The 25,296-nt window shown below is 61.4% G+C and carries 26 protein-coding genes; 11 read left to right on the top strand and 15 right to left on the bottom strand.

Annotated elements, in window-relative coordinates; genetic code table 11:
• Positions 1–295: 295 nt before the first annotated feature.
• Entirely contained in the window at positions 296–781 is a 486-nt protein-coding gene (locus tag ASD70_RS22765; protein WP_046070163.1) for an acyl-CoA thioesterase, read from the top strand.
• Positions 782–821: 40 nt separating this feature from the next.
• On the opposite strand, the gene pdxY is transcribed toward ASD70_RS22765, so the two are convergent.
• Positions 822–1,694: a pyridoxal kinase PdxY gene (gene pdxY, locus ASD70_RS22770; RefSeq protein ID WP_046070164.1), complete on the bottom strand. Its 873-nt coding sequence runs from the start codon at positions 1,692–1,694 to the stop codon at positions 822–824.
• A gap of 117 nt (positions 1,695–1,811) precedes the next feature.
• Between pdxY and ASD70_RS22775 the strand changes: the two genes are divergently transcribed.
• Positions 1,812–2,207, top strand: coding sequence for a DUF3301 domain-containing protein (locus ASD70_RS22775; protein WP_046070165.1), 396 nt, complete (start codon positions 1,812–1,814; stop codon positions 2,205–2,207).
• Here the strand turns inward: ASD70_RS22775 and ASD70_RS22780 are convergent.
• The 4 genes from ASD70_RS22780 to dksA are packed head-to-tail and all read right to left on the bottom strand — an operon-like array spanning position 2,201 to position 5,489.
• Positions 2,201–3,163 (bottom strand): CobW family GTP-binding protein, encoded by a 963-nt coding sequence (locus ASD70_RS22780; RefSeq protein WP_046070166.1) that lies wholly within the window; start codon positions 3,161–3,163, stop codon positions 2,201–2,203. The genes ASD70_RS22775 and ASD70_RS22780 overlap by 7 nt on opposite strands.
• Before the next feature lie 44 nt (positions 3,164–3,207).
• Positions 3,208–3,852 carry a DUF1826 domain-containing protein gene (locus tag ASD70_RS22785; protein WP_056847501.1) on the bottom strand — a complete coding sequence of 215 codons (645 nt, stop codon included), beginning with the start codon at positions 3,850–3,852 and terminating at the stop codon, positions 3,208–3,210.
• Positions 3,852–5,057 (bottom strand): zinc metallochaperone GTPase ZigA, encoded by a 1,206-nt coding sequence (zigA, locus tag ASD70_RS22790; protein WP_056847502.1) that lies wholly within the window; start codon positions 5,055–5,057, stop codon positions 3,852–3,854. Before zigA ends, ASD70_RS22785 begins: the two co-directional genes overlap by 1 nt.
• Before the next feature lie 27 nt (positions 5,058–5,084).
• Positions 5,085–5,489 carry an RNA polymerase-binding protein DksA gene (dksA, locus tag ASD70_RS22795; RefSeq protein ID WP_043048182.1) on the bottom strand — a complete coding sequence of 135 codons (405 nt, stop codon included), beginning with the start codon at positions 5,487–5,489 and terminating at the stop codon, positions 5,085–5,087.
• 125 nt (positions 5,490–5,614) lie between these two features.
• Between dksA and ASD70_RS22800 the strand changes: the two genes are divergently transcribed.
• Positions 5,615–5,983, top strand: coding sequence for a hypothetical protein (locus ASD70_RS22800; protein WP_046070170.1), 369 nt, complete (start codon positions 5,615–5,617; stop codon positions 5,981–5,983).
• On the opposite strand, the gene ASD70_RS22805 is transcribed toward ASD70_RS22800, so the two are convergent.
• On the bottom strand, positions 5,980–7,191 hold the full coding sequence (locus ASD70_RS22805; RefSeq protein WP_046070171.1) for an N-acetylmuramoyl-L-alanine amidase: 1,212 nt from the start codon (positions 7,189–7,191) through the stop codon (positions 5,980–5,982). The genes ASD70_RS22800 and ASD70_RS22805 overlap by 4 nt on opposite strands.
• 128 nt (positions 7,192–7,319) lie before the next feature.
• Here ASD70_RS22805 and folE2 point away from each other — a divergent pair, with 128 nt between their 5' ends.
• The 5 genes from folE2 to ASD70_RS22830 are packed head-to-tail and all read left to right on the top strand — an operon-like array spanning position 7,320 to position 11,188.
• Positions 7,320–8,210: a GTP cyclohydrolase FolE2 gene (gene folE2, locus ASD70_RS22810; protein ID WP_056847503.1), complete on the top strand. Its 891-nt coding sequence runs from the start codon at positions 7,320–7,322 to the stop codon at positions 8,208–8,210.
• Complete coding sequence (locus tag ASD70_RS22815) at positions 8,207–8,875, top strand: metal ABC transporter ATP-binding protein (protein ID WP_046070173.1); 669 nt, start codon at positions 8,207–8,209, stop codon at positions 8,873–8,875. Before folE2 ends, ASD70_RS22815 begins: the two co-directional genes overlap by 4 nt.
• Positions 8,875–9,741: a metal ABC transporter permease gene (locus ASD70_RS22820; protein ID WP_056847504.1), complete on the top strand. Its 867-nt coding sequence runs from the start codon at positions 8,875–8,877 to the stop codon at positions 9,739–9,741. Before ASD70_RS22815 ends, ASD70_RS22820 begins: the two co-directional genes overlap by 1 nt.
• An 11-nt stretch (positions 9,742–9,752) precedes the next feature.
• Positions 9,753–10,631 carry a metal ABC transporter substrate-binding protein gene (locus ASD70_RS22825; protein WP_046070175.1) on the top strand — a complete coding sequence of 293 codons (879 nt, stop codon included), beginning with the start codon at positions 9,753–9,755 and terminating at the stop codon, positions 10,629–10,631.
• The gene (locus ASD70_RS22830; RefSeq protein ID WP_046070176.1) at positions 10,628–11,188 is read left to right on the top strand and encodes a gamma carbonic anhydrase family protein; all 561 of its coding nucleotides are present in this window, start codon (positions 10,628–10,630) and stop codon (positions 11,186–11,188) included. Before ASD70_RS22825 ends, ASD70_RS22830 begins: the two co-directional genes overlap by 4 nt.
• A gap of 68 nt (positions 11,189–11,256) precedes the next feature.
• Here the strand turns inward: ASD70_RS22830 and ASD70_RS22835 are convergent, their stop codons facing one another.
• A complete protein-coding gene (locus ASD70_RS22835) occupies positions 11,257–11,778 on the bottom strand; it encodes a DUF3617 domain-containing protein (protein WP_034116524.1) in 522 nt (173 codons plus the stop codon).
• A 130-nt stretch (positions 11,779–11,908) separates the two neighbouring features.
• Between ASD70_RS22835 and cls the strand changes: the two genes are divergently transcribed.
• On the top strand, positions 11,909–13,348 hold the full coding sequence (cls, locus tag ASD70_RS22840) for a cardiolipin synthase (RefSeq protein ID WP_056847505.1): 1,440 nt from the start codon (positions 11,909–11,911) through the stop codon (positions 13,346–13,348).
• Positions 13,349–13,428: 80 nt separating this feature from the next.
• On the opposite strand, the gene cfaB is transcribed toward cls, so the two are convergent.
• From cfaB to hflK (ASD70_RS22880), 8 genes are all read right to left on the bottom strand, one after another.
• Entirely contained in the window at positions 13,429–14,613 is a 1,185-nt protein-coding gene (cfaB, locus tag ASD70_RS22845; RefSeq protein WP_056847506.1) for a C17 cyclopropane fatty acid synthase CfaB, read from the bottom strand.
• 85 nt (positions 14,614–14,698) lie between these two features.
• A complete protein-coding gene (locus ASD70_RS22850; RefSeq protein ID WP_056847507.1) occupies positions 14,699–15,487 on the bottom strand; it encodes an HvfC/BufC N-terminal domain-containing protein in 789 nt (262 codons plus the stop codon).
• Complete coding sequence (gene bufB, locus ASD70_RS22855) at positions 15,478–16,323, bottom strand: MNIO family bufferin maturase (RefSeq protein WP_056847508.1); 846 nt, start codon at positions 16,321–16,323, stop codon at positions 15,478–15,480. The genes ASD70_RS22850 and bufB overlap by 10 nt, the downstream gene beginning before the upstream one ends.
• 66 nt (positions 16,324–16,389) lie before the next feature.
• A complete protein-coding gene (gene bufA2 / locus ASD70_RS22860) occupies positions 16,390–16,641 on the bottom strand; it encodes a BufA2 family periplasmic bufferin-type metallophore (RefSeq protein ID WP_046070181.1) in 252 nt (83 codons plus the stop codon).
• Between the two features lie 116 nt (positions 16,642–16,757).
• Complete coding sequence (locus ASD70_RS22865; RefSeq protein ID WP_056847509.1) at positions 16,758–18,644, bottom strand: cation-translocating P-type ATPase; 1,887 nt, start codon at positions 18,642–18,644, stop codon at positions 16,758–16,760.
• Positions 18,641–19,675 (bottom strand): protease modulator HflK, encoded by a 1,035-nt coding sequence (gene hflK / locus ASD70_RS22870; RefSeq protein WP_056847510.1) that lies wholly within the window; start codon positions 19,673–19,675, stop codon positions 18,641–18,643. Before hflK (ASD70_RS22870) ends, ASD70_RS22865 begins: the two co-directional genes overlap by 4 nt.
• Positions 19,672–20,667: a protease modulator HflC gene (hflC, locus tag ASD70_RS22875; RefSeq protein WP_162252761.1), complete on the bottom strand. Its 996-nt coding sequence runs from the start codon at positions 20,665–20,667 to the stop codon at positions 19,672–19,674. The genes hflK (ASD70_RS22870) and hflC overlap by 4 nt, the downstream gene beginning before the upstream one ends.
• 9 nt (positions 20,668–20,676) lie before the next feature.
• Positions 20,677–22,602 carry a protease modulator HflK gene (gene hflK / locus ASD70_RS22880; protein WP_056847511.1) on the bottom strand — a complete coding sequence of 642 codons (1,926 nt, stop codon included), beginning with the start codon at positions 22,600–22,602 and terminating at the stop codon, positions 20,677–20,679.
• Between the two features lie 310 nt (positions 22,603–22,912).
• Between hflK (ASD70_RS22880) and ASD70_RS22885 the strand changes: the two genes are divergently transcribed.
• Both ASD70_RS22885 and ASD70_RS22890 read left to right on the top strand, forming a co-directional pair.
• Positions 22,913–23,536 (top strand): CDP-alcohol phosphatidyltransferase family protein, encoded by a 624-nt coding sequence (locus ASD70_RS22885; RefSeq protein WP_046070186.1) that lies wholly within the window; start codon positions 22,913–22,915, stop codon positions 23,534–23,536.
• Between the two features lie 10 nt (positions 23,537–23,546).
• Positions 23,547–25,295 carry a bifunctional alpha/beta hydrolase/class I SAM-dependent methyltransferase gene (locus tag ASD70_RS22890; protein WP_056847512.1) on the top strand — a complete coding sequence of 583 codons (1,749 nt, stop codon included), beginning with the start codon at positions 23,547–23,549 and terminating at the stop codon, positions 25,293–25,295.
• The last annotated feature ends 1 nt before the right edge of the window (position 25,296 follow it).

Here is a 25,296-nt window from a genome sequence, read left to right on the forward strand (position 1 = left end):
GCGAGGGGCTCCTTGAGGGTACTGGCGCTTTTCCCACTTCCGGCCGCGCCTTTGTAGGGTCGCAAAGAGCGGAAGGAAAAGTCTGCCTTGGACGTAAGAAAAGCCCTGAGATGGGCTTTTGAAGGTTAACACCGCGACTTCTGCTGAAAAGCCGGTGCAATATATGGAAACAGATCGCCGAGCGCGTGACGGCAAGCCGCCCACTGGCGTCCCGTTAGGGATGGCGCTGCAAAGACTTCAGCACCCGCAGAGGTGCCCCCTCCCCCAACCAATGCCTACAACCCGTGAGTGTGCTATGGAACCCGGAAACGCCCAGCTGTCGATGACGGTATTGATGACCCCTGACATGGCCAACTTCTCAGGCAATGTCCACGGCGGCACGCTGCTTAAGTATCTCGACGAAGTGGCCTACGCCTGCGCCAGCCGTTATGCCGGCCGTTACGTGGTGACGCTGTCGGTGGACCAGGTGATTTTTCGCGAACCGATCCATGTCGGTGAACTGGTGACTTTCCTGGCGTCGGTCAACTACACCGGCAATACCTCGATGGAAGTGGGCATCAAGGTAGTGACCGAGAACATTCGTGAACGCTCGGTGCGCCATACCAACAGCTGCTTCTTCACCATGGTGGCCGTGGACGACCAGCGCAAACCCGCCGCCGTGCCGCCCTTGCAGCCGCAGAACAGCGAGGACAAACGCCGCTTTGTGCAGGCCCAGCAACGTCGGCAGATTCGCCAGGAGCTGGAAAAGCGTTATCAGGAAATCAAAGCCGAAGCGCCTTAATTCAAAACCTGTAAACCCTCCCACACTGGTTTTTGTGTACTTAGAGGCTAATGGGTGTGGCTTCAAAGCGTACACGAGGATGAGCAATGCGATCCTGGGCGCGCACCAGTTCCAGTTCATAACTGGCGCAGGCCTGGGTTTCCAGCAGCACTTCATGCACTGCCGCGGCGGTGAACTCAAAGGCTGCCACCAGGCTATCGCCCAGCAGCACCCGCGCGAGGAACAGGCCCGACGTCAGGTCGCCCACACCCACCGGCTGACGCGGGAACGCCAGCAACGGCCGACGCAAGTGCCAGCTGGCGTCTTCGGTCACCAACAGCATCTCGAAGCCGTCCGGCAGTTTGCCCGGGTAATCCAGGTGTTTGACCAGCACCGCCTTGGGCCCACGTGCCAGCAAGGCCTTGGCCATTGCAAGGCAATCGAACAGCGACTGCGGCTTGCGCCCGGCAAAACTGTCCAGCTCCAGCTGATTGGGGCAGAGGAAATCCGCCATGGCCGCAGCCTCGTCCAGCAGGAAATCGCTGACCTCCTGTGGCACGATGCAGCCCTTTTCCGGGTGACCCATCACCGGGTCACACAGGTACAGCGCCTTGGGGTTGATCGCCTTGATGCGGGCTACACCGCTAAGGATCGCGCGGCCTTGGGCTGCACTGCCGAGGTAGCCGGACAGCACCGCATCGCAGTTGCCCAGCTCACCAATAGCGGCAATGCCTTCCACCAGCGCCGGAATTTGCTGCGGCGCCAACACTTCCCCCGCCCATTGTCCATACTGAGTGTGGTTGGAGAATTGCACCGTGTTGAGCGGCCAGACATTCACCCCGACCCGCTGCATAGGGAATACGGCGGCGCTGTTTCCGGCGTGGCCAAAGACCACATGAGACTGGATCGCAAGCAGATGAGGTGTGCGTTTCATGCGGGAGATTTCCGTCAAGCCGTTGAAATTCTGGCCGCGCAGTATGCGACTAAACGCAGCCTGTACGACAGACCGGCGACACAGTTAAGCTGCTCTCACTTTGTTGGAGTTCATGGAATGCTGACCCTGGGAAACATGTTCGTGTTGATGCTGCTGGCGACCGGCGCCGCCTGGGTCTGGCACAACCACGGCCTGCGTGAGCGCGCGCTGGAGCGGGTCAAGCAGCATTGCGCCAAGCTTGATATCGAACTGCTCGATGGTGCGGTGGCACTCAAACGCATCGGGTTCGTCAAGGATGCCAATGGCCGGCGGCGCCTGGCACGTGTCTATAATTTCGAGTTCACTGTGACCGGGGAAACCCGGCATGCCGGAATTATCACGCAGTTCGGCGCCCACAGTGCGCAGATTGAACTGGCGCCCTACCCGTTCGAGGCCAAGGAGCCGTTGCCCAGCGCCGAGGTGATCGAATTGAGCCAATGGCGCCAGGACCACGCGACCAAGAAACGTCAATAACGGCAGGCCGCCAGCGCACCCTGCAATACCGCTGCGTCCTGGGGCTCGCTGAAGATCAATTCAAGCCGCGAATCTCGACGCCATTCGCTGGGTCGCCAAGCTAGGGGGCTGTTATCCACAGCGTTGGCCGAGATCCAGCCATCGACACTGTGGATAACCAGTTTGGCACGCCTCCATTCGAGACCTGATAGCCAATGATGCAGACGGCTGACATCGAATCGCTGGCTCGGGTGCCAACGCCAACCGATACTCCAGCCGCCCTCGTGGCCCTGGCTCAGACAGATCGGCAACCCAGGATCACTCCAGATGGCCGGCATTTGCGCCAGCCCCTTAGGGACGTCGAAGTTATCCACAGCGCCTAGGGCCTGCGCATCCAAGCCTGGCAACCGCTCAAGTGGCAATTGCGCCTGGCGTGTCCAATACACTGCGCATGCGGGTAATTGCGCTTCAATCGCCTGACGTTGTGCAGCATCCAGCGCCTCGTCCTTGTTCAGCACCAGCAGGCCGGCGCTGGCCAATGCCTCTTGCTGTGCCTGCGGCAAAGGCTTCCCCGCCGCCAAGGCCCGGGCATCCAGCACCAGAACACAGGGCTGCACCGCCAGCACGCCTTGCCACGGCGCCTCTCGCAGCTGTTTGAGCAACTGCGCCGGATGGCCCAGACCCGAAGGTTCGATAAACAACCGATCCGGCTTGGCTTTACGTAGCAAGCGGCCCAGCCCGACCTGGAACGGTGCACCATTCACACAACACAGGCAGCCTCCGGCCACTTCACCGAGGGCGATGCCGTCGTCGTCTTGGGTAAGCAAGGCAGCGTCCAGGCCGACTTGCCCGAACTCGTTGATCAGCACCGCCCAGCGCTCGTTGGCCGGGCGCTGGGCGAGCAGGTGCTGGATCAGGCTGGTCTTGCCGGCGCCCAACGGGCCAGCAATCACGTGGGTGGGAATATTCTGCAGCATGGGAAGCATCATTCAGACCGTGTAGAGAGCTTGATCCTACCCGGTTATGCCAGCCAATCCAGTGTCAGGATCAGCCGCCGCTCATCGGCCTTAAGCGCTGGCGAGCGATGGATCAGACCATGCCCTTCATTGCCGTGCCATTTCGTCCCCTTCAGCAACGCCACTTCACCGCAGTGGATCTGCTCGATGCGCTCGATGGGCTCGGCGTCTGCCTGGCTCAATTGGCGCCGGTCCATGACACCTTCGCGCAACCATTGGCTGCCGATGCCGGCATAGGTGGTGATCAGCCGGACCGGCACATGGTCGACATGAAAGCGCGGGCACATGGCCTTGTCCAATAGCCGCAGGCGCACGCCGATACGCTTGGCGCCGAGCAGGCAGGCGAATGCGCTGACCAGCCACGACACATCGGCAATAAACCCGTCGTAACCTTCAAGATCACGACAAGTGGACGCCAAACCCTGCAAGTTCGGCACGGCGTCTTCGTTGTCGAGCTCAATCACCAAGGATTCGGCCAACGGCTCATTGAGCGCTACCAGCAAGGCGCCGAATTCGGCGATATGCAGGGGCAGTTGGCGCTGCCAGACTGCCAGGTTGACGCCATCTTCGAGAATGTCTGACAGCGCCAGCGGGGTTTCCCCACAGGTCTGGCGGATCACGGGGCGCAGGGGAATAACCGGGGCCAGCATCAGGCTACCTGCTCATACCAAGGGCCAAAAGGATCAGGCAGCAGGCGCCAGCTTTCGACGCCCAGGGCCATTTCTTCATCATTGAGCAAGCAGGCATCCAGCTCGGCACGCATCTGGGTGAAGTCGATGTTTTGCCCGATAAACACCAGTTCCTGCCGGCAGTCACCGGTGCTCAATTGCCAGTTAGCCATGATTGCCGCGACGCTTTCTTCGTCCTGGGGCCATTGGCTTTTTGGCACAAAGCGCCACCAACGCCCGGCAAACCCATGGCGCATCAAGCCGCCGGCCTGGGACCAGCTGCCAGCGTCCTGATGCTTGCTGGCCAACCAGAAGAAGCCCTTGGAACGCAGCAGCTTGCCGTTCACCCACGGGCGGTCGATAAAGTCGAAAAAACGCTGTGGGTGGAAGGGCCGACGCGCACGGTAAGCGGTGGAAGCGATCCCATACTCTTCGGTTTCCGGCACATGTTGACCGCGCAATTCCTGTAACCAGCCCGGGGCCTGGGCGGCGCGTTCAAAGTCGAAACGGCCGGTGTTGAGGATCTTATGCAGCGGCACTTCGCCCATGACCATCGGGATGATTTCCGCCTGGGCATTAAGGCGCTCAAGGATCGCCATCAACTCTTCGCGCTCGCGGCTGCTGATCAGGTCGATCTTGCTGATCAGGATGACGTCGGCGAACTCGATCTGCTCGATCAACAGGTCGGTGATGGAGCGCTCATCCTCTTCTCCAAGGGTTTCGCCCCGCGAAGCCAGGCTTTCGGCGGCCTGGTAGTCGAGCAGGAAGTTCATACCGTCGACCACGGTGACCATGGTGTCCAGCCGCGCAATGTCGGCCAGGCTTTGCTCGTTTTCATCGCGAAAGGTGAAGGTTTCGGCCACGGGCAACGGCTCTGATATGCCGGTGGATTCGATCAGCAGGTAATCAAACCGACCTTCCTTGGCGAGTTTTCCGACTTCTTCGAGCAAGTCTTCACGCAAGGTGCAGCAGATGCAGCCATTGCTCATCTCCACCAGTTTTTCTTCCGAACGATTGAGCGTGACGTCGCGCTGTACCTCGCTGCCGTCGATGTTGATTTCGCTCATGTCATTGACGATCACCGCTACCCGCAGGTTGTCGCGGTTACGCAAGACGTAGTTGAGCAGCGTACTTTTACCGGCACCGAGAAAGCCGGATAACACGGTCACGGGAAGACGGTTGGGCATCAGGTATTCCTCATCAGGGTTGGCCGGTCAAACTGCCCGTTTATGGCGTTCGCGCAGCTCTTCACGTTCTTTGGCTTCAATGCACAGGGTTGCAGTGGGGCGCAGCAGCAGGCGTTGCAGGCCAATGGGCTCGCCGGTTTCACGGCACCAGCCGTATTCACCGCGGGCCAGCAGCTCCAGGGCGTCGTCGATCTTGTCCAACAGCTTCTTTTCCCGCTCCAGCAAGCGCAGTTGCCATTGACGTTGCTCTTCGGCACTGCCGATATCCGCCAGGTCGCTATTGGTTTCCTGCTCGCGCAGCGCCTGGAACTCAGCGTCAATGCGGGCTTGCAGTTCATTGCGCTGAGCCAGCAAAAGCTCGCGGAAGAAGCGCTGTTGGGCGTCGTTCATGTAGTCGGCAGGCGGTTGGGCCAGAAGGTCTTGTTCGGTCATGGGAAGCGGTTCACGGATCAGGCTGTGTTTTTATGTTATAGTATAACAATGCAAATAAGCCAACCCCCTTGTTCGACGCGACGAAGGACGCAATGCTTGATCATCTTCTTACCCAGAGAAATTCGATGAGATACCTGATGTGCGCCCTGCTCGTGGCAGCCGCAGGGCCCGCCTGCGCCCAAGCGCCCAGCCTGTTGGCCAACTGCACGCGCAGCGCCAACCTGCTGGCGTGCGTAGACCCATCGGGAAACGCCTATAGCGTGGCGACCGTGGGCAGCACCACCTATTTGCGCGGCTTTGAAGTGATCGGTAAACGCTACTGGGCGCAGACCAACAGCCGCTATGGGCAACTGACGTTCTTTACCGGGTTGGCATCCGATGGTGAGGCCTGGGTCGGTTACACGCGGCGTGTGGGCTGGACCACCCTCAACCGCTTTTCCAGCTCAGGTGGCGCCAGTGCCAAGTTCACTTGCAGCCGAATGACCGGCTGTTAAGCCTGGGCTTTGTTCTGCTCCTGCACCCAGGCCATGTAGCTGTTCATGGGTGGGTTCTTCTGGAAGTAGCTTTTCAAACCTTCGAAAAGCCCATCCGCCACCGCTTGCTGGTGGCGCGCGGTAACCAGCCGCTGGGCATCCCGCGCATTGGAGATGAAGCCGGTTTCCACCAGGATCGAAGGCACGTCCGGTGACTTGAGTACCGCAAACCCTGCTTGCTCAACACGCTTCTGATGCAGGCTGGTGATGCTTTGCAGGCTGCCCAATACCGAGCTGCCCAGTTGCAGGCTGGAGGCGATGGTAGCGTTCATCGACATGTCCAGGATCACCCCGGCCAGCATTGGGTCCTTGTCCTTCAGATTGAGCAAGGTGGTGGCGCCCAGCAAGTCTGCGCCGTTTTCGCGCTGGGCCATAAAGCGCGCCGTGGCGGAGGTGGCACCGCCCTCAGACAATGCATACACCGAAGCGCCCGATGCGGTAAGCCGTGGGGCAGCGTCGGCATGCACCGAGATAAACATATCGGCCTTGTGCTGGCGGGCGATGTCCACACGTTTGCGCAGCGGCACAAAGAAGTCGTCGTTGCGCACCAGTTTTACGTCAAAGCCCTTTTCGCGCTTCAAGCGTTTAGCCAGCAACTGGGCGATCGACAGCACCACATCCTTTTCGCGCTGGCCCTTGGAACCGACAGCACCCGGGTCTTTGCCGCCATGCCCGGGGTCGACCACCACGATGATGTCGCGCTTGGGATGCCCCTTGCCCACCGGAGTCACTATCGGCGGCGGTTCAGCAGCAATTTGACGGGGGGCACGAGTGGCGTTGGTCAGGTCCAGCACCAGGCGATGGCCTTGGCCATCCTGGGGCGGCAGCACGAAACTGTTGAGCTGCATCGGCGCGGCCAGGTCCAACACGATGCGCGTGTCGCTCTTGCCAAAATGCCCGGAACGGATCGAGGTAATCCCACTGTTCTTCAGCGCCAACTGAGAGAAGTCGCCACTGAGGCCGGCGCCACTCAAGTCGATGATCAAGCGGTCTGGAGCCGTCAGGGAAAAGGTCTTGTATTGCACCGGGCCGCTGAGGTCGAACACCAGGCGCAGCTTGTCGTCCGAGCGCCACAGGCGTGCATTGCGAATCTGCGTGGCATAGGCGCCCAAAGGCAAGGTGAACAAGGGGCTGACCAGCAGCAGGTTGAGGAGCTGACGTCTGTGCATGACATATACCGCAGATAAAGGAGCGTCCCTGCTCGACATGACTGAACAAAGGCTAGAGTAGAAATTTCATCGTAGTAAATATTGTTATACTATAACATGACGAATTATTTCCAACGATGGACCTGCTTATGAATGCGCTGACTCTGCCGGATATCGCCGCGCAGGCTTCACGCCAAGCCTTGCCACTCGACTGGGTGGGCATGTGCGGCATCGCCTTGCCTATTTTGATTGACGGTCAGTGCCTGACCGCCACTGCCGATGCCGGCGTCAGCCTGGACGACGGCACGGCCCGTGGCATTCATATGTCACGCCTTTACCTGGCGCTGGAAATGCTCCACCAGCAATCACTCACACCTGCACTTCTGCGTAATGTACTGCTTCGATTTCTCGCCAGTCATGAAGGTTTATCTAAGAACGCCTACCTGCGTATCCACACCGATCTGCTGCTTAAGCGCCCGGCGCTGGTCAGCCCATTGGCGGGCTGGAAAAGTTACCCGGTGAGCATCGAAGCGCGGTTGGAAAAACAGATGTTCCACGTGGAACTAAAAATTGACGTTACTTATTCTTCAACCTGCCCATGTTCTGCCGCCCTCGCCAGGCAGTTGATTCAGCAGAAATTTCTCGAGGACTTCACCAACTCACCGTTGCAGCACGAAGACGTGTTGGCCTGGCTCGGCAGCGCCAATGGCATTGTCGCCACGCCTCATAGCCAGCGCAGCAGTGCGCAGTTACACGTTCACCTGCAAGGTAATGAGCTGGCGATAGTCGACTTGATCAACAGTGCCGAAGCCGCCCTCGGCACCGCTGTGCAAACCGCAGTGAAACGTGCGGACGAACAAGCCTTCGCCCTGGCCAACGGGCAGAACCTGATGTTCTGCGAAGACGCCGCTCGCCGCCTGAACCTCGCCTTGAAGCGCTCGGATGCGGTCAAAGCCTTCCACATCAAAGTGATCCACGCCGAAAGCCTGCACGCGCATGATGCCGTGGCTGAAAGCCGCTGGACGAGTGACCTGGCATGATCACCTGTAACGCTCTGCGCTGGGGCGCTCCCGGTCAACCACTGACGCCGGCACTGGATTTGACGCTGGAAAAAGGCAGCCTCACCGGCATCATCGGCGCCAACGGCACGGGCAAGAGCAGTTTGCTCAAAGTCATTGCTGGCCTGCAAAAGCCATTGTCGGGAAAGGTCAGCATGGATGTTCCACGCCGTGGTGGCCTGTCGTTCCTGCCCCAGCAGCAACACTTGGATCGCCAGTTCCCCATCAGCTTGCAAGAATTGGTCGCCGCCGGTTTTTGGGGTACCCGGTACACCAGCGAGGAACGCAGCCAACGCCTGCAAGAGGTACTGGACGACTGGTGCCTCAGTGGCCTGGAACATCGGCCGTTGATGGCGTTGTCCGGAGGTGAACTGCAACGTGCCCTGCTCGCCCGCATGAGCCTGGCCGATGCGCCGATCCTGTTGCTTGACGAACCCCACGCCGCCCTCGACGAGGACGGCCAGGCCCTGTGCTGGCAACATATCCACGCCTGGCATAGTGAGGGCCGCACGCTGATCGTCGTCTGTCATGACCTGGCATCTGTGCGCTATCACACCCAGCAGGTGGTGCAGATCAAGAACACCGGCTGCATCTTCGGCCCCAGCAAGGCGCTGATCCGCCCGCAACCACAGATGCAGGTGGCCTGATGCACCTTAGCGCCCACCTGTGGATGCCGTTCCATGAATTCGTGTTTATGCGCCGTGCACTTATCGGCGGGTTGGTGCTCGCCTGCAGCACCGCGCCGCTGGGGGTGTTTCTGATCCTGCGGCGCATGAGCCTGATCGGTGACGCGGTGGCACACGGCATCTTGCCCGGCGCCGCCCTGGGCTTCTGGTTCGCAGGCTTGAGCCTGCCCGCGCTGACCATTGGCGGCCTCGGCGCCGGCCTGAGCATGGCCGGCCTGGCCGGGTGGATCACCCGTCGCACCGGCCTGCGCGAAGACGCCAGCCTCGCCGCCATCTATCCCATTTCCCTCGCTGCCGGCGTACTGATCCTGGGCCTTGCCGGCAAACGCCTGGACCTGCTGCACCTGCTGTTCGGTTCAGCCCTGGCGGTGGATCAAACCACCCTCACCGGCATGCTCTGGGTCTCAGGTTTCAGCCTGATCGCCATGGCGCTGATCTACAAACCGCTGCTGCTCGACACCCTTGACCCGCTGTTTCTGCAGACTGTCAGCCGTCTCGGCCCGCTTGCCCATGGCGTGTTCCTGACCCTGGTGGTGCTGAACCTGGTGATCGGTTTTCAGGCCATCGGCGCCTTGATGGTGGTGGGCTTGATGATGCTGCCGGCCATCGCTTCACGCTTCTGGAGCCGACGCCTGCCGGTACTGATGGCGGTATCGGCAGTGCTGGGATGCCTATCGGTATGGCTAGGGTTGTTGCTGTCGTTCTACTACTCACTGCCCAGCGGCCCGGCCATTGTGCTGGTGGCGGGCGCCGGGTATCTGCTGTCCGTGGTGTTCGGTCCGGTGCACGGCTTGTTGCGCCGCCCGCCTTTGCTTTCATCCCAATGAGGTGTTTCCCGATGCGCGCCCTACTCGTGCTGTTCAGTCTGCTACTGCCGCTTTCGATGGCTCACGCTGCGGACAAACTCCAGGTGGTCACCAGCTTCAGTATTCTCGATGACATCACCCACCAGATCGGAGGCGACCATATCCAGATCAGCAACATGGTCGGCCCGGACGCTGACGCCCATACCTATGAACCCACCCCGGATGATGCCAAGGCACTGCTCAAGGCCCGGGTCATCATCAAGAACGGGCTTGGTTTCGAGCCATGGCTGGATCGCCTGGTGACCAGCACCGAAACCAAGGCCACTGTGGTCACCGCTAGCAAAGGCGTGATTTCCCACACCATGGACGAAGATGGCGAAACCATTCCCGACCCACACGCCTGGCACAACCTGGCCAACGCCGAAATCTACGTGAGCAATATCACCAAGGCGCTGGTGGCCGCCGACCCGGCCAACACCACCGACTACCTGCGAAACAGCCAGGCCTACCTGAAACAAATCCACAGCCTGCTGGCCGACGCCAAGGCCAAGTTCGGCGCCCTGCCGCCGGGCAACCGTCGCATCGTCACCTCCCATGACGCCTTCGGTTACCTGGGCCAGGCCTATGGTATCCAGTTCCTCGCGCCCCAAGGCTTGTCCACCGAGCGTGACCCTTCGGCCGCCGAAGTCGCCGCGCTGATCACCCAGATTCGCAAGGACAAGGTCAAAGCCGTGTTCATGGAAAACATCAAGGATGCGCGCCTGCTCAAACAGATCGCTGATGAAAGCGGCGCACAGATCGGCGGCACGCTGTACTCCGACGCCCTCGCCGCAGAAGGCCCGGCCAGCACCTTTACCGGCCTATTCGAATACAACCTCAACACCCTCTACGCAGCCTTGAGCAAGCCATGATTCGCAAGAACCCTTCCGGCGACCTGCCGGTGATTGCTGAATCGGCCTACGTGGACAAAACCGCGATCATCTGCGGCAAAGTCATTATCGGCGAGAACGTGTTCGTCGGCCCCTATGCCGTGATCCGCGCAGACGAAGTCGACGCCAGCGGCGCCATGGACCCGATTACCATCGGCGCCAACTCCAACATCCAGGACGGCGTGGTCATCCATTCCAAGTCCGGCGCAGCGGTGACCATCGGCGAGTTCACCTCCATCGCCCACCGCTCCATCGTCCATGGCCCCTGTACAGTCGGCGATCGCGTGTTTATCGGTTTCAACAGCGTGCTGTTCAACTGCGGCGTGGGCGATGGTTGCGTGGTGCGCCACAACTCAGTGGTCGACGGCCGCGACCTGCCCGCCGCCTTCTACGTGCCCTCCACCACTCGCATTGGGCCCAACACCGACTTGTCGCAATTCCCGCCGGTGAGTGTCAGTGCCTCGGAGTTTTCCGAAGACGTGGCGCGCACCAACGTCGACCTCGTGCGCGGCTACAAAGCCCTGCAAAACGAGTTCTGAGCCAGCACGCGCTGGTTTCCGGGCACCTGGCCTGTCACAACGGCCAGGGCCATCCCGCATGTTCTGCGTTAAGCGCGGGGTTTGACCGTACCGCAATCGTTGCCCAGCCATTGGGCGTGGCTGTCCAGGCTGCCTTTCTGCTGGATGCCGGTGGCATTGAACGTACCGTTGACGGTGGTGGTAAATTCTTTCTGGCTCTGGAACGTCGCTACGCCTGTGCCTTGTGCTTTCGGGCAGCTGAAACGGAATTTCCACTGGTTGCCGCTCTTGTCAGTCACTTCCTGTTTGCAACCCGATTGAGGGTCGGTCAGCGGGATAGAGTCGGAGGCAACCTGGGCAGGGGTAAGGCACACCTGCACACCCTTACCGGCCATGTTGATGCCTTGCTTTTCGAGCATGGCGCGCTGTTCAGGGGTCATCTGTTGCTTGAGCTGACCGAGGATCAGCGACAGGTCCGGCAGGTCCTGGTTATCGACCTTCATATTGCTGGTGGTCAATTCCCACAAGCCCGGCGCCAGCATCTGCGCCTGCGCCGCCACCGGCAGCGACAACCCAACAACCATGGCCAAACCTAGCAGACGAGCATTCATCGGGTAACTCCTGGGTAATTGTCGGCATTAGACGTCGTAAAGCAGCCAGTGTTGCACGGCAAATAAAATAGCGACATTCGCCGTCGTTCATGGTCTGTTACGCACTGGACTGCCTGGAGTTACGTCGTTCATGGATTTCTTTGGCCCGCACCTGCTCGCCTACTTCATTGCCACGCTGCACGTTCTCGGGAGCCTTGCCGCAATTCACGCGGTACTGACCGTCCGCACTGCCCAGGGCTCGATCGCCTGGGCCTTGTCGCTGATGTTCATGCCTTACCTGACGCTGATCCCCTACCTGATTTTCGGCCGCAGCACCTTCGACGCGTACATCCAGGCCCGGCGCCAGGCCAACCAGGAAATGCACACGGCGATCACCGAGCTGAACTGGCGCCCATGGGTAGAGGAAGCCCTCGCGGCACGCAACTCCAGCGCCTATGCCTCCCTGCGCGCCATGCCCAAGCTGGGGCGCATGCCATGCCTGGCCAATAACGAAGTGCGTTTGCTGATCAATGGCGATGCCACGTTCGGCGCGATCTTCGAGGCCATTCGCAACGCCAACACCGCCGTGCTGTTCCAATTCTTCATCATTCATGACGATGAACTGGGCCGCCAGTTGCAGGCCCTGTTGAAGCAAAAGGCCGCCCAAGGCGTGGCGATCTACGTGCTGTACGACCGCATCGGCAGCCATGCCCTGCCCCATCGCTACGTGCAATCGCTGCGCGACGCCGGGGTGCAGGTCAAGGCCTTCGCCACCCGCAGCGGCTGGCTTAATCGTTTCCAGGTCAACTTTCGCAACCACCGTAAGATCGTGGTGGTGGACGGCCTCACCGGGTTTGTCGGCGGGCATAACGTCGGCGATGAATACCTGGGCAAGAAACGACCGTTGGCGCCATGGCGCGACACCCATGTGCAGGTCACCGGCCCGGTAGTGGCGTGTCTGCAGGAATCGTTTGCCGAGGACTGGTTCTGGGCTGCGCGGGAGCTGCCACCACTGATTCTGCCGGACGCTTATCCTGAAGACGGCGTGCTCTGCCAACTGCTCGCCAGCGGCCCGGCCGACCCCTATGAAACCTGCTCGCTGTTTTTCGTCGAGGCCATTCACGCGGCGACCGAACGAGTCTGGATCACCAGCCCCTACTTCGTTCCCGACGAAGCCGTATTTGCCGCCCTGCGCCTGGCGGTGCTGCGTGGGGTGGACGTGCGCCTGCTGCTGCCATCTCGGCCCGACCACCGCATCGTGTATGCCGCCTCCAGCCTTTACGCCATCGAAGCGGTGCGCGCAGGCGTGCGTGTGTTCCGCTACACGCCAGGGTTTCTGCATCAGAAGGTGGTGTTGGTGGACAGGGAAATCAGCGCCATTGGCAGCGCAAATATGGACAACCGTTCATTCCGGCTGAATTTCGAAGTGATGTTGCTGACGGTGGATGAAGCCTTCGCCAGCCAGGTTGAACACATGCTGCTGGACGATTTCGCCCTGTCCCATGAGGTCAGCCAGGAGGAAAGCCGTGAGACTCGCCGCCTGCAGCAATTGGGGATGCGGGTGGCGCGTCTGATCTCACCGATCCTCTAACAGACAAAACAGGGGGAACATGTGGGAGGGGGCTTGCCCCCTCCCACATTTTGATCTTCTGCGTTTGCGTGATCAGTGTTTCAGCGATAGAGATCTTCCCGCGTCCAGGGCAGTTCATGGCTGCCATCGGCGTGAGGTTTCACCGCCAGGATCTGGTGCAGGTTGATCCAGCCCCGGGCAAACGCATAAGCGCAACCGGCCAGGTACAGACGCCAGATGCGCAACGCCTGCTCCGGCACCATCTTCGCCGCCGCTTCCAGGTTGTCTTCCAGGCGCTCGCTCCAATGATCCAGAGTGCGTGCGTAGTGCAAACGCAGGCTTTCGACATCGACCACTTCGAGCCCGGCTTCACTGATCTCAGCGGTCATCATCGCCAGGTGCGGCAGCTCACCATTGGGAAATACGTAGCGTTCGATAAAGTCCCCGGCGCCACGGCCTACTGGGCGGCCATCGGTGTGCTTGGCGGTAATGCCATGGTTCATCACCAGGCCACCTTCGCGTACGGCGCCAAACAGGGTTCGGCAATATTGCGCCAGGTTGGCATGGCCGACGTGTTCGAACATACCCACGCTCACCACTTTGTCGAAACGACCGTCCTGGGGCAGGTCGCGGTAGTCGAGCAGTTGCAGGTCGACCTGATCTTCCAGGCCTTCGGCTTTCACGCGCTCCTTGGCCAGCGCCAGTTGTTCCTTGCTCAGGGTGATGCCAAACACCTTGACCCCGAATTCCCGCGCCGCAAACCGCGCAAGTCCGCCCCAACCACAACCCACATCAAGCAAATACTCACCCGGCTGCAGCCGCAACTTGCGGCACAAGTGGCGGAATTTGTCTTGCTGGGCCTGGTCGATGGATTCGCTGCCGGTTTCGAAATAACCGCAGGAGTACGCCATGTCCTGGTCCAGCCAGAGCTGGTAGAACTCGTTGGACAAGTCGTAGTGATAGGAAATGGCTGCCGCGTCGGTGGCCTTGTCATGGATAGAGCGCACCGGACGGCTGCCCTCGTCGTCATCGACCAAGGCGTGACTCAGTTCGTCACAAACCCGGATCACTTCGGCGATGGAGCCTTCCAGCTCCAGTTTGCCTTCGACGAAAGCTTCGCCCAGAGAGTCGAGCGTTGGATGGCTCAGCTTGGACACGACCGTGGGATCCTTGACCACGATGGTCACACTGGGCTCGGGGCCCAAGTTGAATTCATGGCCGTCCCAGAGTCGAAGACGCAGCGGTAGCTGAAGATTCTGTAAGGCCGGTGGAAGTTGCGCGAGCATGAGTAGTCCCCCCTTGTTTCAGACGTCTGCTGTGAGGGTAGACCATCCTAAACAAAGTAGGAAGCTATCGATCGATAGCACCTTTCTATGGCACTCGTCGCTCGAGCAAACCGTCCTGGATCCACTGCTTCAGCCATGTGGCCGCTTGCAGTGGTGCGCCCTCTTCATAAGTGACTGCCAACTGCGCACACAGTTCTGAAAAACTCCAACCGGTGGTCACCATCCCCGCCAGAGCACAGGCTTCTTCGGGCTCCAGGCTGCGGTAGTGGCACACATTCTCATGGCGCCACACCAGGCAGATTTGCGCCAGATTCAGAGCTTGGCTGCCGGGGAAATCCAATTGCTCCTTGCTGGCGCGCCAGATCGCCACCGTATTGAAACGGCAAAGCAACTGCTGCACTGAGGGCGCGGGGGTGACCTGTAACGCCGGCCAGTCTTCAGGCGCCAGTTGCGCCATGTCATTCAAGGTCAGCGGCGCACCCTGGGGCGCATCAAACGCCAGGGTGAACGCCCACTCCAAGCGCGCCATTTCAGCCAGCGGCGCACTTTGTTCTGCGACCAGGTGCTCAAGGATAAACACTGCAAAGCGTTCACCCAGCCAGCGCAGGCTGTAGTGGGCCGAGGGATATCGACGGATATAGGCTTGGGTCAGCAAGGCAAACTCATCATCTCCCAGCCAATACCAGATGGCGCCGAAGTCATGGCGCAGCACTTCCTGCAATCGCGACAGGTAGGCGTTGTGATAAATGGCCAGCCCCGTGTCTACATCCAGCGTCGGCCCACCCAGCAAGGTGGCGGCAAAGCCACTGTTGGCGATGGACGTTTCGGACAACAGATGCTGCTCAAAAGCCAACTGCCAGTCGATCAGGCGCATAACGATCTCCGGGCCAAGGCGCTGGTCCCAAGTTCACGTGCCTTGCTCAATTCGGTGAGTAACTCTTCGAACGGCGGGAAATGGTCATCGCGTTCCAACAGTGTCGACACCGGCCCCAAGTGCTCCAGGGTCTGCTGATACAGCGCCCATACCGGATCGCACACCGGATGGTCATGGGTGTCGACCACATAGTCGCCGTAGTCCATATGCCCTGCCAGGTGCAGTTGGCGAATGCTCTGGGGCGGCAGGTTGCGAATAAACGTCCAGGCATCGAACCCATGGTTACGCGAGCTGACGTAGACGTTATTGACGTCCAACAACAACTGGCATCCGCTCAGGTGGGCCAGGGCGTTGAGGAATTCCCACTCGGTAAAGTCATCGGCCTTGGAGCGCACATAGCTGGAGACGTTTTCCAGTACCAGCGGGCGCTGCAACACATCCTGTACCTGACGCACACGGCCGGCCACGTGATAGAGACTTTCTTCGGTGTAGGGCAGAGGCAGCAGGTCATGCAACTGGTGCGCGTTGCCGCGGCTCCAGCACAGGTGATCGGAAATCCACTCCGGCTGGATGCGCTCGGCGAGCTGTTTGATTTGCTCCAGGTAATCGGTATCGAGGGCATGGGGCCCGCCGATGGACAAGGACACCCCGTGCATCACCAGGGGATAGCGCTCGGCTATGGCATCCAGGTAGTACAAGGCTTTGCCGCCCGGCACCAGATAATTCTCGGAGATCACTTCGAACCAATCCACCGCAGGGGATTGCGCCAGGATCTGCTCATAGTATTCGTTGCGTAAACCCAGGCCGTAACCCAGGGAGGGGAAGGAACTGCTCATCATGAACTCCCGCAAAAGTGTCCGCAGCGGTGGAGCGGGACCGCTGCGGTTGCACTCGGTTGTCGCTTACTCGCCGACTTTGCCGCCAGCCTCGTCGCAAGCAGCCTTGGTCATAGCCTTGAAGCCGTGGCCTTTGCAGACAGCCTGGCCTTTGCAGGCGTTTTCGGCGGTCTTGCAATCGTTCATGCCTTTGCAGGAGGTGACGCCGTAACAATGAACGGATGCGTCGGCAGCCTGTACCTGAGTGGCGACACCGGCAAACATGGAGGCGGCAGCGATAGCCAGGGCAGCACCGGAAACAGCGTGTTTGATGTTCATTGTGTAGTCCTCATAGATCTGTAGTGGAGTCGGTCTGAACGGATTGCGCAGTCTCGACACACCACTAGAGTGAGGCCCCTTATCAGCGTTACAGCTGTGAGCAAATTTTTCCAAAATTAATCCTCAAGCTTCAACAGCGGCTCCTGGAAGCGCAATAAACGCCCGGCGTTACCCAGCACCAGCAAGGTGCTGAGATTATGTAACACCGCCGCGATCATGGCGCCCGCCGCACCCAGCCAGCCAAACGCTGCGAACACTACGATGGCCAGGGTCCAGCCCAAGCCGATGATCACGTTCACCTGCAACGTCTGCCGGCACCGGCGACTCAAGCGCACGCAGGTGCCCAGGCGGCGCAAGTCGCTGCCGATCAACACCACGTCAGCCGACGCCAGGGCGATGTCCGCACCGCCCGCGCCCATCGCCACGCCGACCACACCGGCCTTGAGCGCCAGGGAGTCGTTGATGCCATCGCCCACCACCATCGGCCGGAAGCCGCTGCTGATTTCCCCCAGCACGCGGTTGAGCTTGTCTTCCGGCAGGGCCTGGGCTTCGACATCACTGATGCCCACATCCAGCGCCAGGCTATCGGCCACGCTCTGGCGGTCACCGGTCAGTAGCAATTGGCGGCCCAGGCCCAAGTCCCGCAGTTCTTGCAGGGCCTGGCGCGCTTCCGGCTTGACGCTGTCGGCCAGCAACATCCAGGCCAGGAACTCGCCGTTCAACGCCAGCCCGGCGATCGGGCCGTCATGGGTGGGAACGCCGGTAGTGACGATGCCCAACTGTTCGAACAATTCCGGGCGCCCGAGCGCCGCTTCGCCCTGCTCGGTCTGCGCTACCACACCCAGGCCCTGGCGCTCGCGGATGTCGGTGAGTACCAGCATTTGTTCCTGGGTCGCCAACCCCGCCAACGCTCGGCTGACCGGGTGACTGCTCGCGGAGCCGAGGCTGGCCGCCAGGTTCAGCAGCGCCTGGCGATCCGGCGCGGTGGTGTCGATAGACTGCAGGCGCAAAGTGCCAAAGGTCAGGGTGCCGGTCTTGTCGACCACCAGCGACGTCAGGTCAGCCAGCTCTTCGAGGAACGCCGAGCTGCGAATCAGAATCCCGTGGCGCGCCGCCACGGCGATCCCGGCAATCGCCGTGGCCGGCGCCGACAACACCAGGGCGCACGGGCATGCCGCCACCAGCACGGCGAGCATGGCCTGGGCGTCATTGGTGACAAACCAGGTCACCGCTGCCAGCAATAGCACCAGCACCATATAGCTGCCGGCATAACGCTCCAGCAGCCGGGTGATCGGCGGCTTGGAACGCTCGGCGTTCTGCATCAGTGCGATGACTTTGCCCAAGGTCGACTCATTGCCGGTGCGCGTCACTTCAAGGCGTAACAAACCATCGAGGTTGATCGCACCTCCAAACACCTGCACGCCGACGCCGGCTTCCAATGGCACCGACTCGCCGGTAATCGGCGCCGTATCCAGGCTCGCCTGGCCGGATAGCACTACACCATCGGCCGGCACGCGGTCACCGGCGCGCACTTCGACGATATCGCCGGTGTTCAGGGTGCCGTTATCCACTTCGGTGATGGTGCCGTCCGCGTGCACCAGGCGGGCGTGGCTGCGGGTGAGTTTGCCCAGGGCATGGATCGCTTCCTGGGAGCCGATCACGCTGCGCTCTTCCAGCACATGCCCGAAGATCATGATGATCGGCAACAGCGCCGCGGTCAGCAGGTCGCCGGTGGCCCAGGCGCCCAGCATGGCCAGGGCGATCAATTGGTCAGTGATGCCGTGCAGGCTCGGGAAGCGCAGGCTGTACCAGGCCGAACGCATCACCGGCACCGCCACCAACAGCGAAGCCAAGCCCAGCAGCAACTGGCTCACGCCGCTCTGGTCCGGCGCCAGCCAGCGCCATACCAGACCCAGTACCAACAGCCCCAAGGCGAGCATGGCCAGGGTCAATTGCCGGGCAGCGCTACGCTGTTCGGCGGAAGTCAGCATGGGTGCGCTCATTGTTCGGCTCCCTGGATGATCAAGCGGGAGTCGTCCTTGGGGTCGACGGTGGTGACAGAACCGGCCTGGCCGAGAATCTTCGGCATGCGCTCGCGGTACAGCCGCAATAGCAAGCCAGGATCTTTTACCTGGGCCAGGCTGGCGACAGTAGCGGTTTGCGCCTGGGCCTTGGCCAAGCGTTCGCTGGCCTGGGCGTGGGCGACTTGCACCTGGCGGTCAGCTTCCTGATTGGCGCTCTGGGTGAGTTTTTCCGCTTCGGTGCGCGCATTGGCCACGGCTTTATCGGCTTGCTGGCTGGCGGTCAGTACCGCGTTGAAGGCATTCACCGCCGGGCCCGGCAGGCTTGATTGCACATCGACGCGGGTGACTTCGACGCCCAGACCCAAACCGTTGGCGGCCAACTGCGCCAGGCGTTTGTTGATGCCTTGCACCAGATCGCCGCGCAGCCGCTCACGGCGTTCGGCGGCGCCGTTGTCGCTGCCGATCAGTTCCGGGCGGGCTACCAGGATGGTGTCCAGATCCCGCGCCGCGGTGAGGGCCACAGCGCTGCGGGTCACCAGCCGATCCAGGGCAGGCAACACATGCTCGCCTTGCAATACGAAAGCGTAGGGCTCGGTCACCTTATAGAAAACCCGCACGTCCAACTGCACTACCCCGGCATCGCCCGTCAGCAGATAACCGGAGCCAGCCAAGGCATCGCTCAACGGCGTAGCGAAACTGGCCACGCGATCAGCCTGCAGCGCCGCGTCGGAACGTAGCAGGTTTTCTACCCGGCGCTCGATCACCCGGTCCGCTGCCGGCAGCAACACCACCTGCTCGAAGGGCTGCGGCCAGGCCAGCAACAGCCCGGCGTTCTGAATGCGATCAAGGGCGCCGAAGTGCAGGACCACGGCGCGATTCTGCGGGTCGATCTGGCGCACATTGGAAAAGGCCCAGGCCAACGCCGCCAACACGGTGACCGCGTACAGCGCCAGGAACGTCAGGCGCCCGGCCTGGATCCATGGGCTGTCCGGGCTGTCACGCTCGCTCATGGCTGGATGTCCTTCGGCCCATCCACCAAGGCGCGGAACGGCGCAGCATCGGTGCGCAGGATGATCTTGGTGCCCGGCGTAACCACGGTGCCCAAGGTGTCCAGCGAGCGCAGCAGGTTGTACAGCTGTGGATTACCGGCGTAGGCGCGGCCATAAATCTGCGCGGCTTCGACCCGCGATTGCGCTTCGATATCGGCGGCTTTCACCGTGGCATCTGCCTGCACGATGCGCGCATCACGCTCAGCGGCGGAGCGGATCTGCGCCGCTTCGCGCTTGCCCACGGCAGTGCGCTCGGTGGCGATGGTTTCACGCTCGGCACGCATGCGGTCAACGGTGGCGGTGAGGGTCACCGAAGGCAACGTCAGGCGCTCGATGCCGACTTGGGCCACACGCACCCCATAGGTGGTGAGCAATTGTTGATCAATCTGCTGGCGCAACTGCGCTTCGAAATCAGCAATGCGCACTTGGCTGGCATCGGTATTGATCAGGCTGGACAGGTCAAAGCTGGCCGCGGTGGTCTCCAGCGCCGAACCGACGAAGGTGCGGATCTGCCGTGCCGCTTCATCCGGCTGGTTCTGCACCGCGCGCATAAAGCGCTGCACATTGTCGGCATCGCCCTGCACCTGCCACGCCACATAAGCCTGCACAATAATCCGCAGGCCATCGCGGGTGCCCACGTCCTGCAGGCCGCTGGACGTGGTGCGCAGGCGCAGGTCCACCGGGATCGCCGCTTCGAACGGCGCTGGCCAGCGCCAGCCCAGGCCAGGTTCCAACAGCACCCGTGCGGGGTTGCCGAAGCGGGTAATCACCGTGGCCTCGCCGGAGCGCACCTGCACAAGGCTTGCCGCTGCCACGGCAAACAGCACCAGCAACACCGCCCAGGCCATACGACGCCAAGGAAAAGGCCCGCTCGCCTGCTCATCGCCGTGATGGTGATGGTGGTGGCCGTGATGATGGTGATGACCGTGATCGTGAGAATGAGCGCTCAACAGACAGACTCCTTATTGAACGGCTTTGCGCGGCACCGACGGATCGGCGGGCAAGGTAAAAGAACGCAGATCAATCGTCGGCGCACTGCCGGCACCCAAACGATGATCCAGAATTAGCAGCTTGGCGTGGGCCAGGCCCTGGCTCAGTTGGCCCAGGTACTGTTCCAGCACGAAGGCCTGGCCAGCGGCGGCATAGGCTTTTTGTTCGGCGGCAAAGCGCAGGTTCGCCGCTTGCGCGCCAGCATTCACCTCGCGGGCGTTGGCCTGGGCTTGATCCCGGGCAGTGCTGGCTTGCAACAGCGCTTGGTTGGTCTGCTCGCTGGCGGCGCCGCGTTCCCGGGCGATCAGGGCCTGGGCGCCGATCTGCGCGGCTTGCACACCGTGGTAAGCGTTGGCGGCTCCAGCGGGCGGGTGAATCGCTTCGACCACCGTGGCAAGGATCTCCACACCACTGTCGAGTGTTTGCAGATCGGCTTGCACACTGCGACCAATTTCGTCGGCGAGGCTGGTGCGTTGTTCACCGAGCAATTCGTCAAGGGTGCGCGAGGCGAAGTCATGCACCAGGATGCGGCTGGCGGTACTGCGGATCAGGGTCGGGATATCAGCGCTGTTATAAGTGGCGGCGAGCGCGGCCTGGTCGGTAAGGCCGATACGGTAGACAAAACGCACGTCCATATTGACGATCTGGAAGCCCTGCTTATCGCCGCTGCTGCTGGCGATGACCTGGGATTTGTCATTTACATGGCTGGCGTCCCACAGGCGGTTGGCGATCAACGGCGCCGGGCCTTCGGCAGCGGCCAACGGCGCAGTGGCGGCTTCACTGACGCTGGTCGCCAGCTCATGCACCACGCCGTTTTCGATGTTCAGCACACGGCCCAACGGCCACGGTAAACCCGCATGCAGGCCGGGGCCGAACACCTCGACCGGTTTGCCAAAGCGCTCATAAATCCCACGGCCTTGCAGGGGCACCTCATGCACGCCGGTCAGCGCCCAACCGACCGCCAGCACCACCAGCAACACCGGCAAAAACGCCCGGCGCATGTAGGTAAAGGCCCAGATCTGGCGCAGGTCGATACCGAAACGGTTGTGCAATTCATGCTGCAACGCCAGCAAGGGTTGTGGCGGCCAACGCAGCAGGCCGGCGATAAAACTCTGGGCCATCAAGCGCGGTTCGAGACGCGGCTGGCGCGGGCTGAACAGCGACAGCACACCCCTGAGCAGGAACTCCAGCGCCACCAGTGCCGGCAGCAGGCCGATCAGTGTCGCCAGGCGCAGTGGCCAAACCGACTCGGCATTGGCAAACAGCAGGCAGATTGCACTGATCACCAGGCAGATAATTGCCACCCGGCTCAACTGCGCCAGCTGTGACGCTTCCGGCCATTGGGCGGCGGTTTCCTGGGCGAGGCGACGTTCAAACACCAGCAGACCGAACGCCAGCGCCAACGCCAGCGCCGCGCCGATGCTTGCCGATTGACCGACGGCCGCAGCGGGCAAGGCCAGGTTCCAGAACTGGGTAACACTGATCAACGCCAGCAGCGACCAGCCACCCAACCACAACACCGGCGCGCCGACCTGGGCCAGCAGACCATTGCCGAAACGATTGATCAGACCCTTGTGCCAAGTGGTGGGCTCTCTGGGTTCTTCGACCAGTCCAACGCTTGGCGCCTCCAGCGCCTGGGCGCGCCAATCGGCCACCCACCAGGCCGACTGCAAGCCGGCGACCAGTACCAACAAGGCCGAAGCGCAGTTGATCAACACCACCGGCCAGATCGACAGTGGCGCAAACAACGCCACGAACAACGCCAGTACCCAAGCACTGATGGCCAGGGTCGTCAGGCTGATGCCGGCCTGGCGCAGTCGACGGGCATGGAACAACCCTTGCTGGAAACGCGCAAGGCCCTCTACCGAAGCGCCGTCAGCTTCTAGATCCACTTGCATCCACTCAACGCCCGCGTGTACATAATTCGTTACGATATAACACGAAGCGTGAAATTTTTGTTCGCTTTTGAACTCAGCCTGGATCCCTGTGGGAGGGGGCTTGCTCCCGATGGCATTGGGTCAGTAAGTAGATGGGTTGGCTGATGCACTGCTATCGGGAGCAAGCCCCCTCCCACATTTGCCTCACGGTGTTCTCTGGATTGTGACTAACCCCCTATAAACACGAGCTATCACTAGTGTCGGCGGCAATAAGTCGGCACACTCCTGAACAGTTTTTCGCGGGTTCACGGACAAGGAAGCGCCACCCCCCATGATTTCCATCTACCAACTCAAACCGCGGTTCCAGAACCTGCTGCGCCCTCTCGTGCAGCGTCTCTACGACAACGGCACCACCGCCAACCAGATCACCGTGCTGGCGGGGGTGATTTCCTTGCTGGTCGGCTTGCTGATCGCTGCTTTCGCCCAGCAGCTCTGGCTGTTTGCACTGATCCCGCTGTGGATGATTGTACGCATGGCCCTCAACGCCATCGACGGCATGCTCGCCCGGGAATTCGGCCAGCAGTCAAGGCTCGGCGCCTACCTCAATGAGCTATGCGATGTGATCGCCGACAGCGCGTTGATCCTGCCCTTTGCCCTGATACCCGGCGTGAGCCTGGCGCCAGTGTTGCTGGTGACGCTGCTCGCGATATTCAGCGAGTACGCCGGAGTGCTTGGGCCGATGGTGGGCGCATCGCGTCGCTACGACGGGCCGATGGGCAAGAGTGATCGGGCCTTCGTACTCGGTGTGCTGGCCACCGGCGTGGCGCTGGGCTGGCTCGGCGCCGGCTGGGTCGAGTCGGTGATGTGGCTGGTGGCTGCCCTGCTCGCCTACACCTTGGTCAACCGGGTGCGTCAGGGCCTCAAAGAACAACAACACACTCCCCCTTCTGCATAAGGATTTTGCGATGCGCGAACAGCAACAGCACACCTGCAGTACCCATGATGGCGTCGAGCTTTTCTACCGGCACTGGCCGGCTACGGCAGGCTCCGGGCCGCGCAAGGCAATCCTGTTGTTCCATCGCGGCCATGAGCACTCCGGGCGTATTGCCCACCTGGTAGATGAACTGGGCTTGCCGGAGTTTGATTTTTTCGCCTGGGACGCCCGCGGCCACGGCCAATCGCCCGGCGAGCGCGGCGACAGTCCCAGCTTTGCCACCAGTGCCCGTGATGTGCAGACCTTCTGTGACCACATCGGCGCCACCTACGGCATCGAAGAGCAAAACCTCGCCGTGATCGCCCAAAGCGTCGGCGCGGTGATCGCGGCCACCTGGGTCCACGACTATGCGCCGAAGATCCGCGCCCTGGTGCTCGCCTCGCCGGCCTTCAAGGTCAAGCTGTACGTGCCCTTCGCCCGCCCAGGCCTGACCTTGATGCGCAGGTTCCGGGGCAACTTTTTCGTCAACAGCTACGTCAAGGCCAAGTTCCTCAGCCACGACCCGGAGCGCGTAGCGTCCTACGACAGCGATCCGTTGATCACCAAGGCCATTTCGGTGAATGTGCTATTGGGCCTCTACGAAGCAGCGGATAGGGTTGTAGCCGATGCACAAGCGATTCAGGTGCCGACCCAACTGCTGGTCTCCGGCTCCGATTTTGTGGTGCACCGTAAACCCCAGCAGCAGTTTTTCGACCGCCTCGGCAGCCTGAAAAAAGAGCTGCATATCCTCCCCGGGTTCTTCCACGACACCCTTGGCGAACGTGACCGTGCCGTGGCCGTGAACAGCGCCAAGCGCTTTATCCTGCAGAACTTCGCCCACCCGCTGGATCGCGCCTCTCTGCTGGACGCTGACAAACTTGGCGCCACCTGCGCCGAATCCGAATCCCTCGCCGCGCCACTGCCACGCAATTCCCTGCGCGACCTCTACTGGCGCATGACCCGCGCCAGCATGGGCCTGGGCAAGAACCTGTCGGACGGAGTAAAGCTGGGCTTCGACACCGGTTTCGACTCCGGCAGCACCCTGGACTACGTGTACCGCAACAAACCCACCGGCAAGGGCGGCCTGGGGCGGATGATCGACACCAACTACCTCAACTCCATCGGCTGGCGCGGTATTCGTCAGCGCAAGCTGAACGTCGAAGAGCTGCTGCGCCTGGCGATGGCCAAGCTGCGTGAGGATGATCGCCAAGTACGCATTGTCGATATCGCCGCCGGCCACGGCCGTTACATTCTGGAGGCTTTGCAGGGCGTGTCGCCGTTGCCGGAATCCATCCTGCTGCGCGACTACAGCGACATCAACGTGCGCGACGGTGGCGCGCTGATTCTCGAGAAGGGCCTGGGAGACATCGCCCAGTTCGTCAAAGCCGATGCGTTCGACCGCGCCGACCTGGCCGCCCTGGAGCCCAAGCCGACCTTGGCCGTGGTGTCGGGCCTGTATGAATTGTTCGCCGATAACGCCATGGTCGGCGGCTCACTGGCGGGCTTGGCCGAAGCCTTGGAGCCAGGCGGTTACCTGGTGTATACCGGCCAGCCATGGCACCCGCAACTTGAGCTGATTGCCCGTGCACTTACCAGCCACCGCCAGGGCCAGGCCTGGGTGATGCGTCGGCGCAGCCAGGCGGAAATGGACCAGCTTGTCGAAGCCGCGGGCTTTCGCAAGATCACCCAGCGCGTGGATGAGTGGGGCATCTTTACGGTATCCCTGGCACAGAAGATCTGAA

The organism is Pseudomonas sp. Root569, assembly GCF_001427465.1.
In the GTDB taxonomy this organism is placed as follows: Bacteria; Pseudomonadota; Gammaproteobacteria; order Pseudomonadales; family Pseudomonadaceae; genus Aquipseudomonas; species Aquipseudomonas synxantha.

Bases quoted from the DNA above. Each gene is read 5' to 3' on its own strand.
- hflK (WP_056847510.1), bottom strand. From the start codon at position 19,675: ATGAGCGAGCGTGACAGCCCGGACAGCCCATGGATCCAGGCCGGGCGC.
- ASD70_RS22815 (WP_046070173.1), top strand. From the start codon at position 8,207: ATGATCACCTGTAACGCTCTGCGCTGGGGCGCTCCCGGTCAACCACTG.
- ASD70_RS22765 (WP_046070163.1), top strand. From the start codon at position 296: ATGGAACCCGGAAACGCCCAGCTGTCGATGACGGTATTGATGACCCCT.
- ASD70_RS22785 (WP_056847501.1), bottom strand. From the start codon at position 3,852: ATGCTGGCCCCGGTTATTCCCCTGCGCCCCGTGATCCGCCAGACCTGT.
- ASD70_RS22890 (WP_056847512.1), top strand. From the start codon at position 23,547: ATGCGCGAACAGCAACAGCACACCTGCAGTACCCATGATGGCGTCGAG.
- ASD70_RS22800 (WP_046070170.1), top strand. From the start codon at position 5,615: ATGAGATACCTGATGTGCGCCCTGCTCGTGGCAGCCGCAGGGCCCGCC.
- ASD70_RS22820 (WP_056847504.1), top strand. From the start codon at position 8,875: ATGCACCTTAGCGCCCACCTGTGGATGCCGTTCCATGAATTCGTGTTT.
- ASD70_RS22825 (WP_046070175.1), top strand. From the start codon at position 9,753: ATGCGCGCCCTACTCGTGCTGTTCAGTCTGCTACTGCCGCTTTCGATG.
- ASD70_RS22850 (WP_056847507.1), bottom strand. From the start codon at position 15,487: ATGCGCCTGATCGACTGGCAGTTGGCTTTTGAGCAGCATCTGTTGTCC.
- ASD70_RS22780 (WP_046070166.1), bottom strand. From the start codon at position 3,163: ATGCTGCAGAATATTCCCACCCACGTGATTGCTGGCCCGTTGGGCGCC.
- ASD70_RS22830 (WP_046070176.1), top strand. From the start codon at position 10,628: ATGATTCGCAAGAACCCTTCCGGCGACCTGCCGGTGATTGCTGAATCG.
- cfaB (WP_056847506.1), bottom strand. From the start codon at position 14,613: ATGCTCGCGCAACTTCCACCGGCCTTACAGAATCTTCAGCTACCGCTG.
- dksA (WP_043048182.1), bottom strand. From the start codon at position 5,489: ATGACCGAACAAGACCTTCTGGCCCAACCGCCTGCCGACTACATGAAC.
- bufB (WP_056847508.1), bottom strand. From the start codon at position 16,323: ATGAGCAGTTCCTTCCCCTCCCTGGGTTACGGCCTGGGTTTACGCAAC.
- folE2 (WP_056847503.1), top strand. From the start codon at position 7,320: ATGAATGCGCTGACTCTGCCGGATATCGCCGCGCAGGCTTCACGCCAA.
- bufA2 (WP_046070181.1), bottom strand. From the start codon at position 16,641: ATGAACATCAAACACGCTGTTTCCGGTGCTGCCCTGGCTATCGCTGCC.
- zigA (WP_056847502.1), bottom strand. From the start codon at position 5,057: ATGCCCAACCGTCTTCCCGTGACCGTGTTATCCGGCTTTCTCGGTGCC.
- ASD70_RS22805 (WP_046070171.1), bottom strand. From the start codon at position 7,191: ATGCACAGACGTCAGCTCCTCAACCTGCTGCTGGTCAGCCCCTTGTTC.
- ASD70_RS22865 (WP_056847509.1), bottom strand. From the start codon at position 18,644: ATGAGCGCACCCATGCTGACTTCCGCCGAACAGCGTAGCGCTGCCCGG.
- pdxY (WP_046070164.1), bottom strand. From the start codon at position 1,694: ATGAAACGCACACCTCATCTGCTTGCGATCCAGTCTCATGTGGTCTTT.
- hflK (WP_056847511.1), bottom strand. From the start codon at position 22,602: ATGCAAGTGGATCTAGAAGCTGACGGCGCTTCGGTAGAGGGCCTTGCG.
- ASD70_RS22835 (WP_034116524.1), bottom strand. From the start codon at position 11,778: ATGAATGCTCGTCTGCTAGGTTTGGCCATGGTTGTTGGGTTGTCGCTG.
- ASD70_RS22885 (WP_046070186.1), top strand. From the start codon at position 22,913: ATGATTTCCATCTACCAACTCAAACCGCGGTTCCAGAACCTGCTGCGC.
- ASD70_RS22775 (WP_046070165.1), top strand. From the start codon at position 1,812: ATGCTGACCCTGGGAAACATGTTCGTGTTGATGCTGCTGGCGACCGGC.
- cls (WP_056847505.1), top strand. From the start codon at position 11,909: ATGGATTTCTTTGGCCCGCACCTGCTCGCCTACTTCATTGCCACGCTG.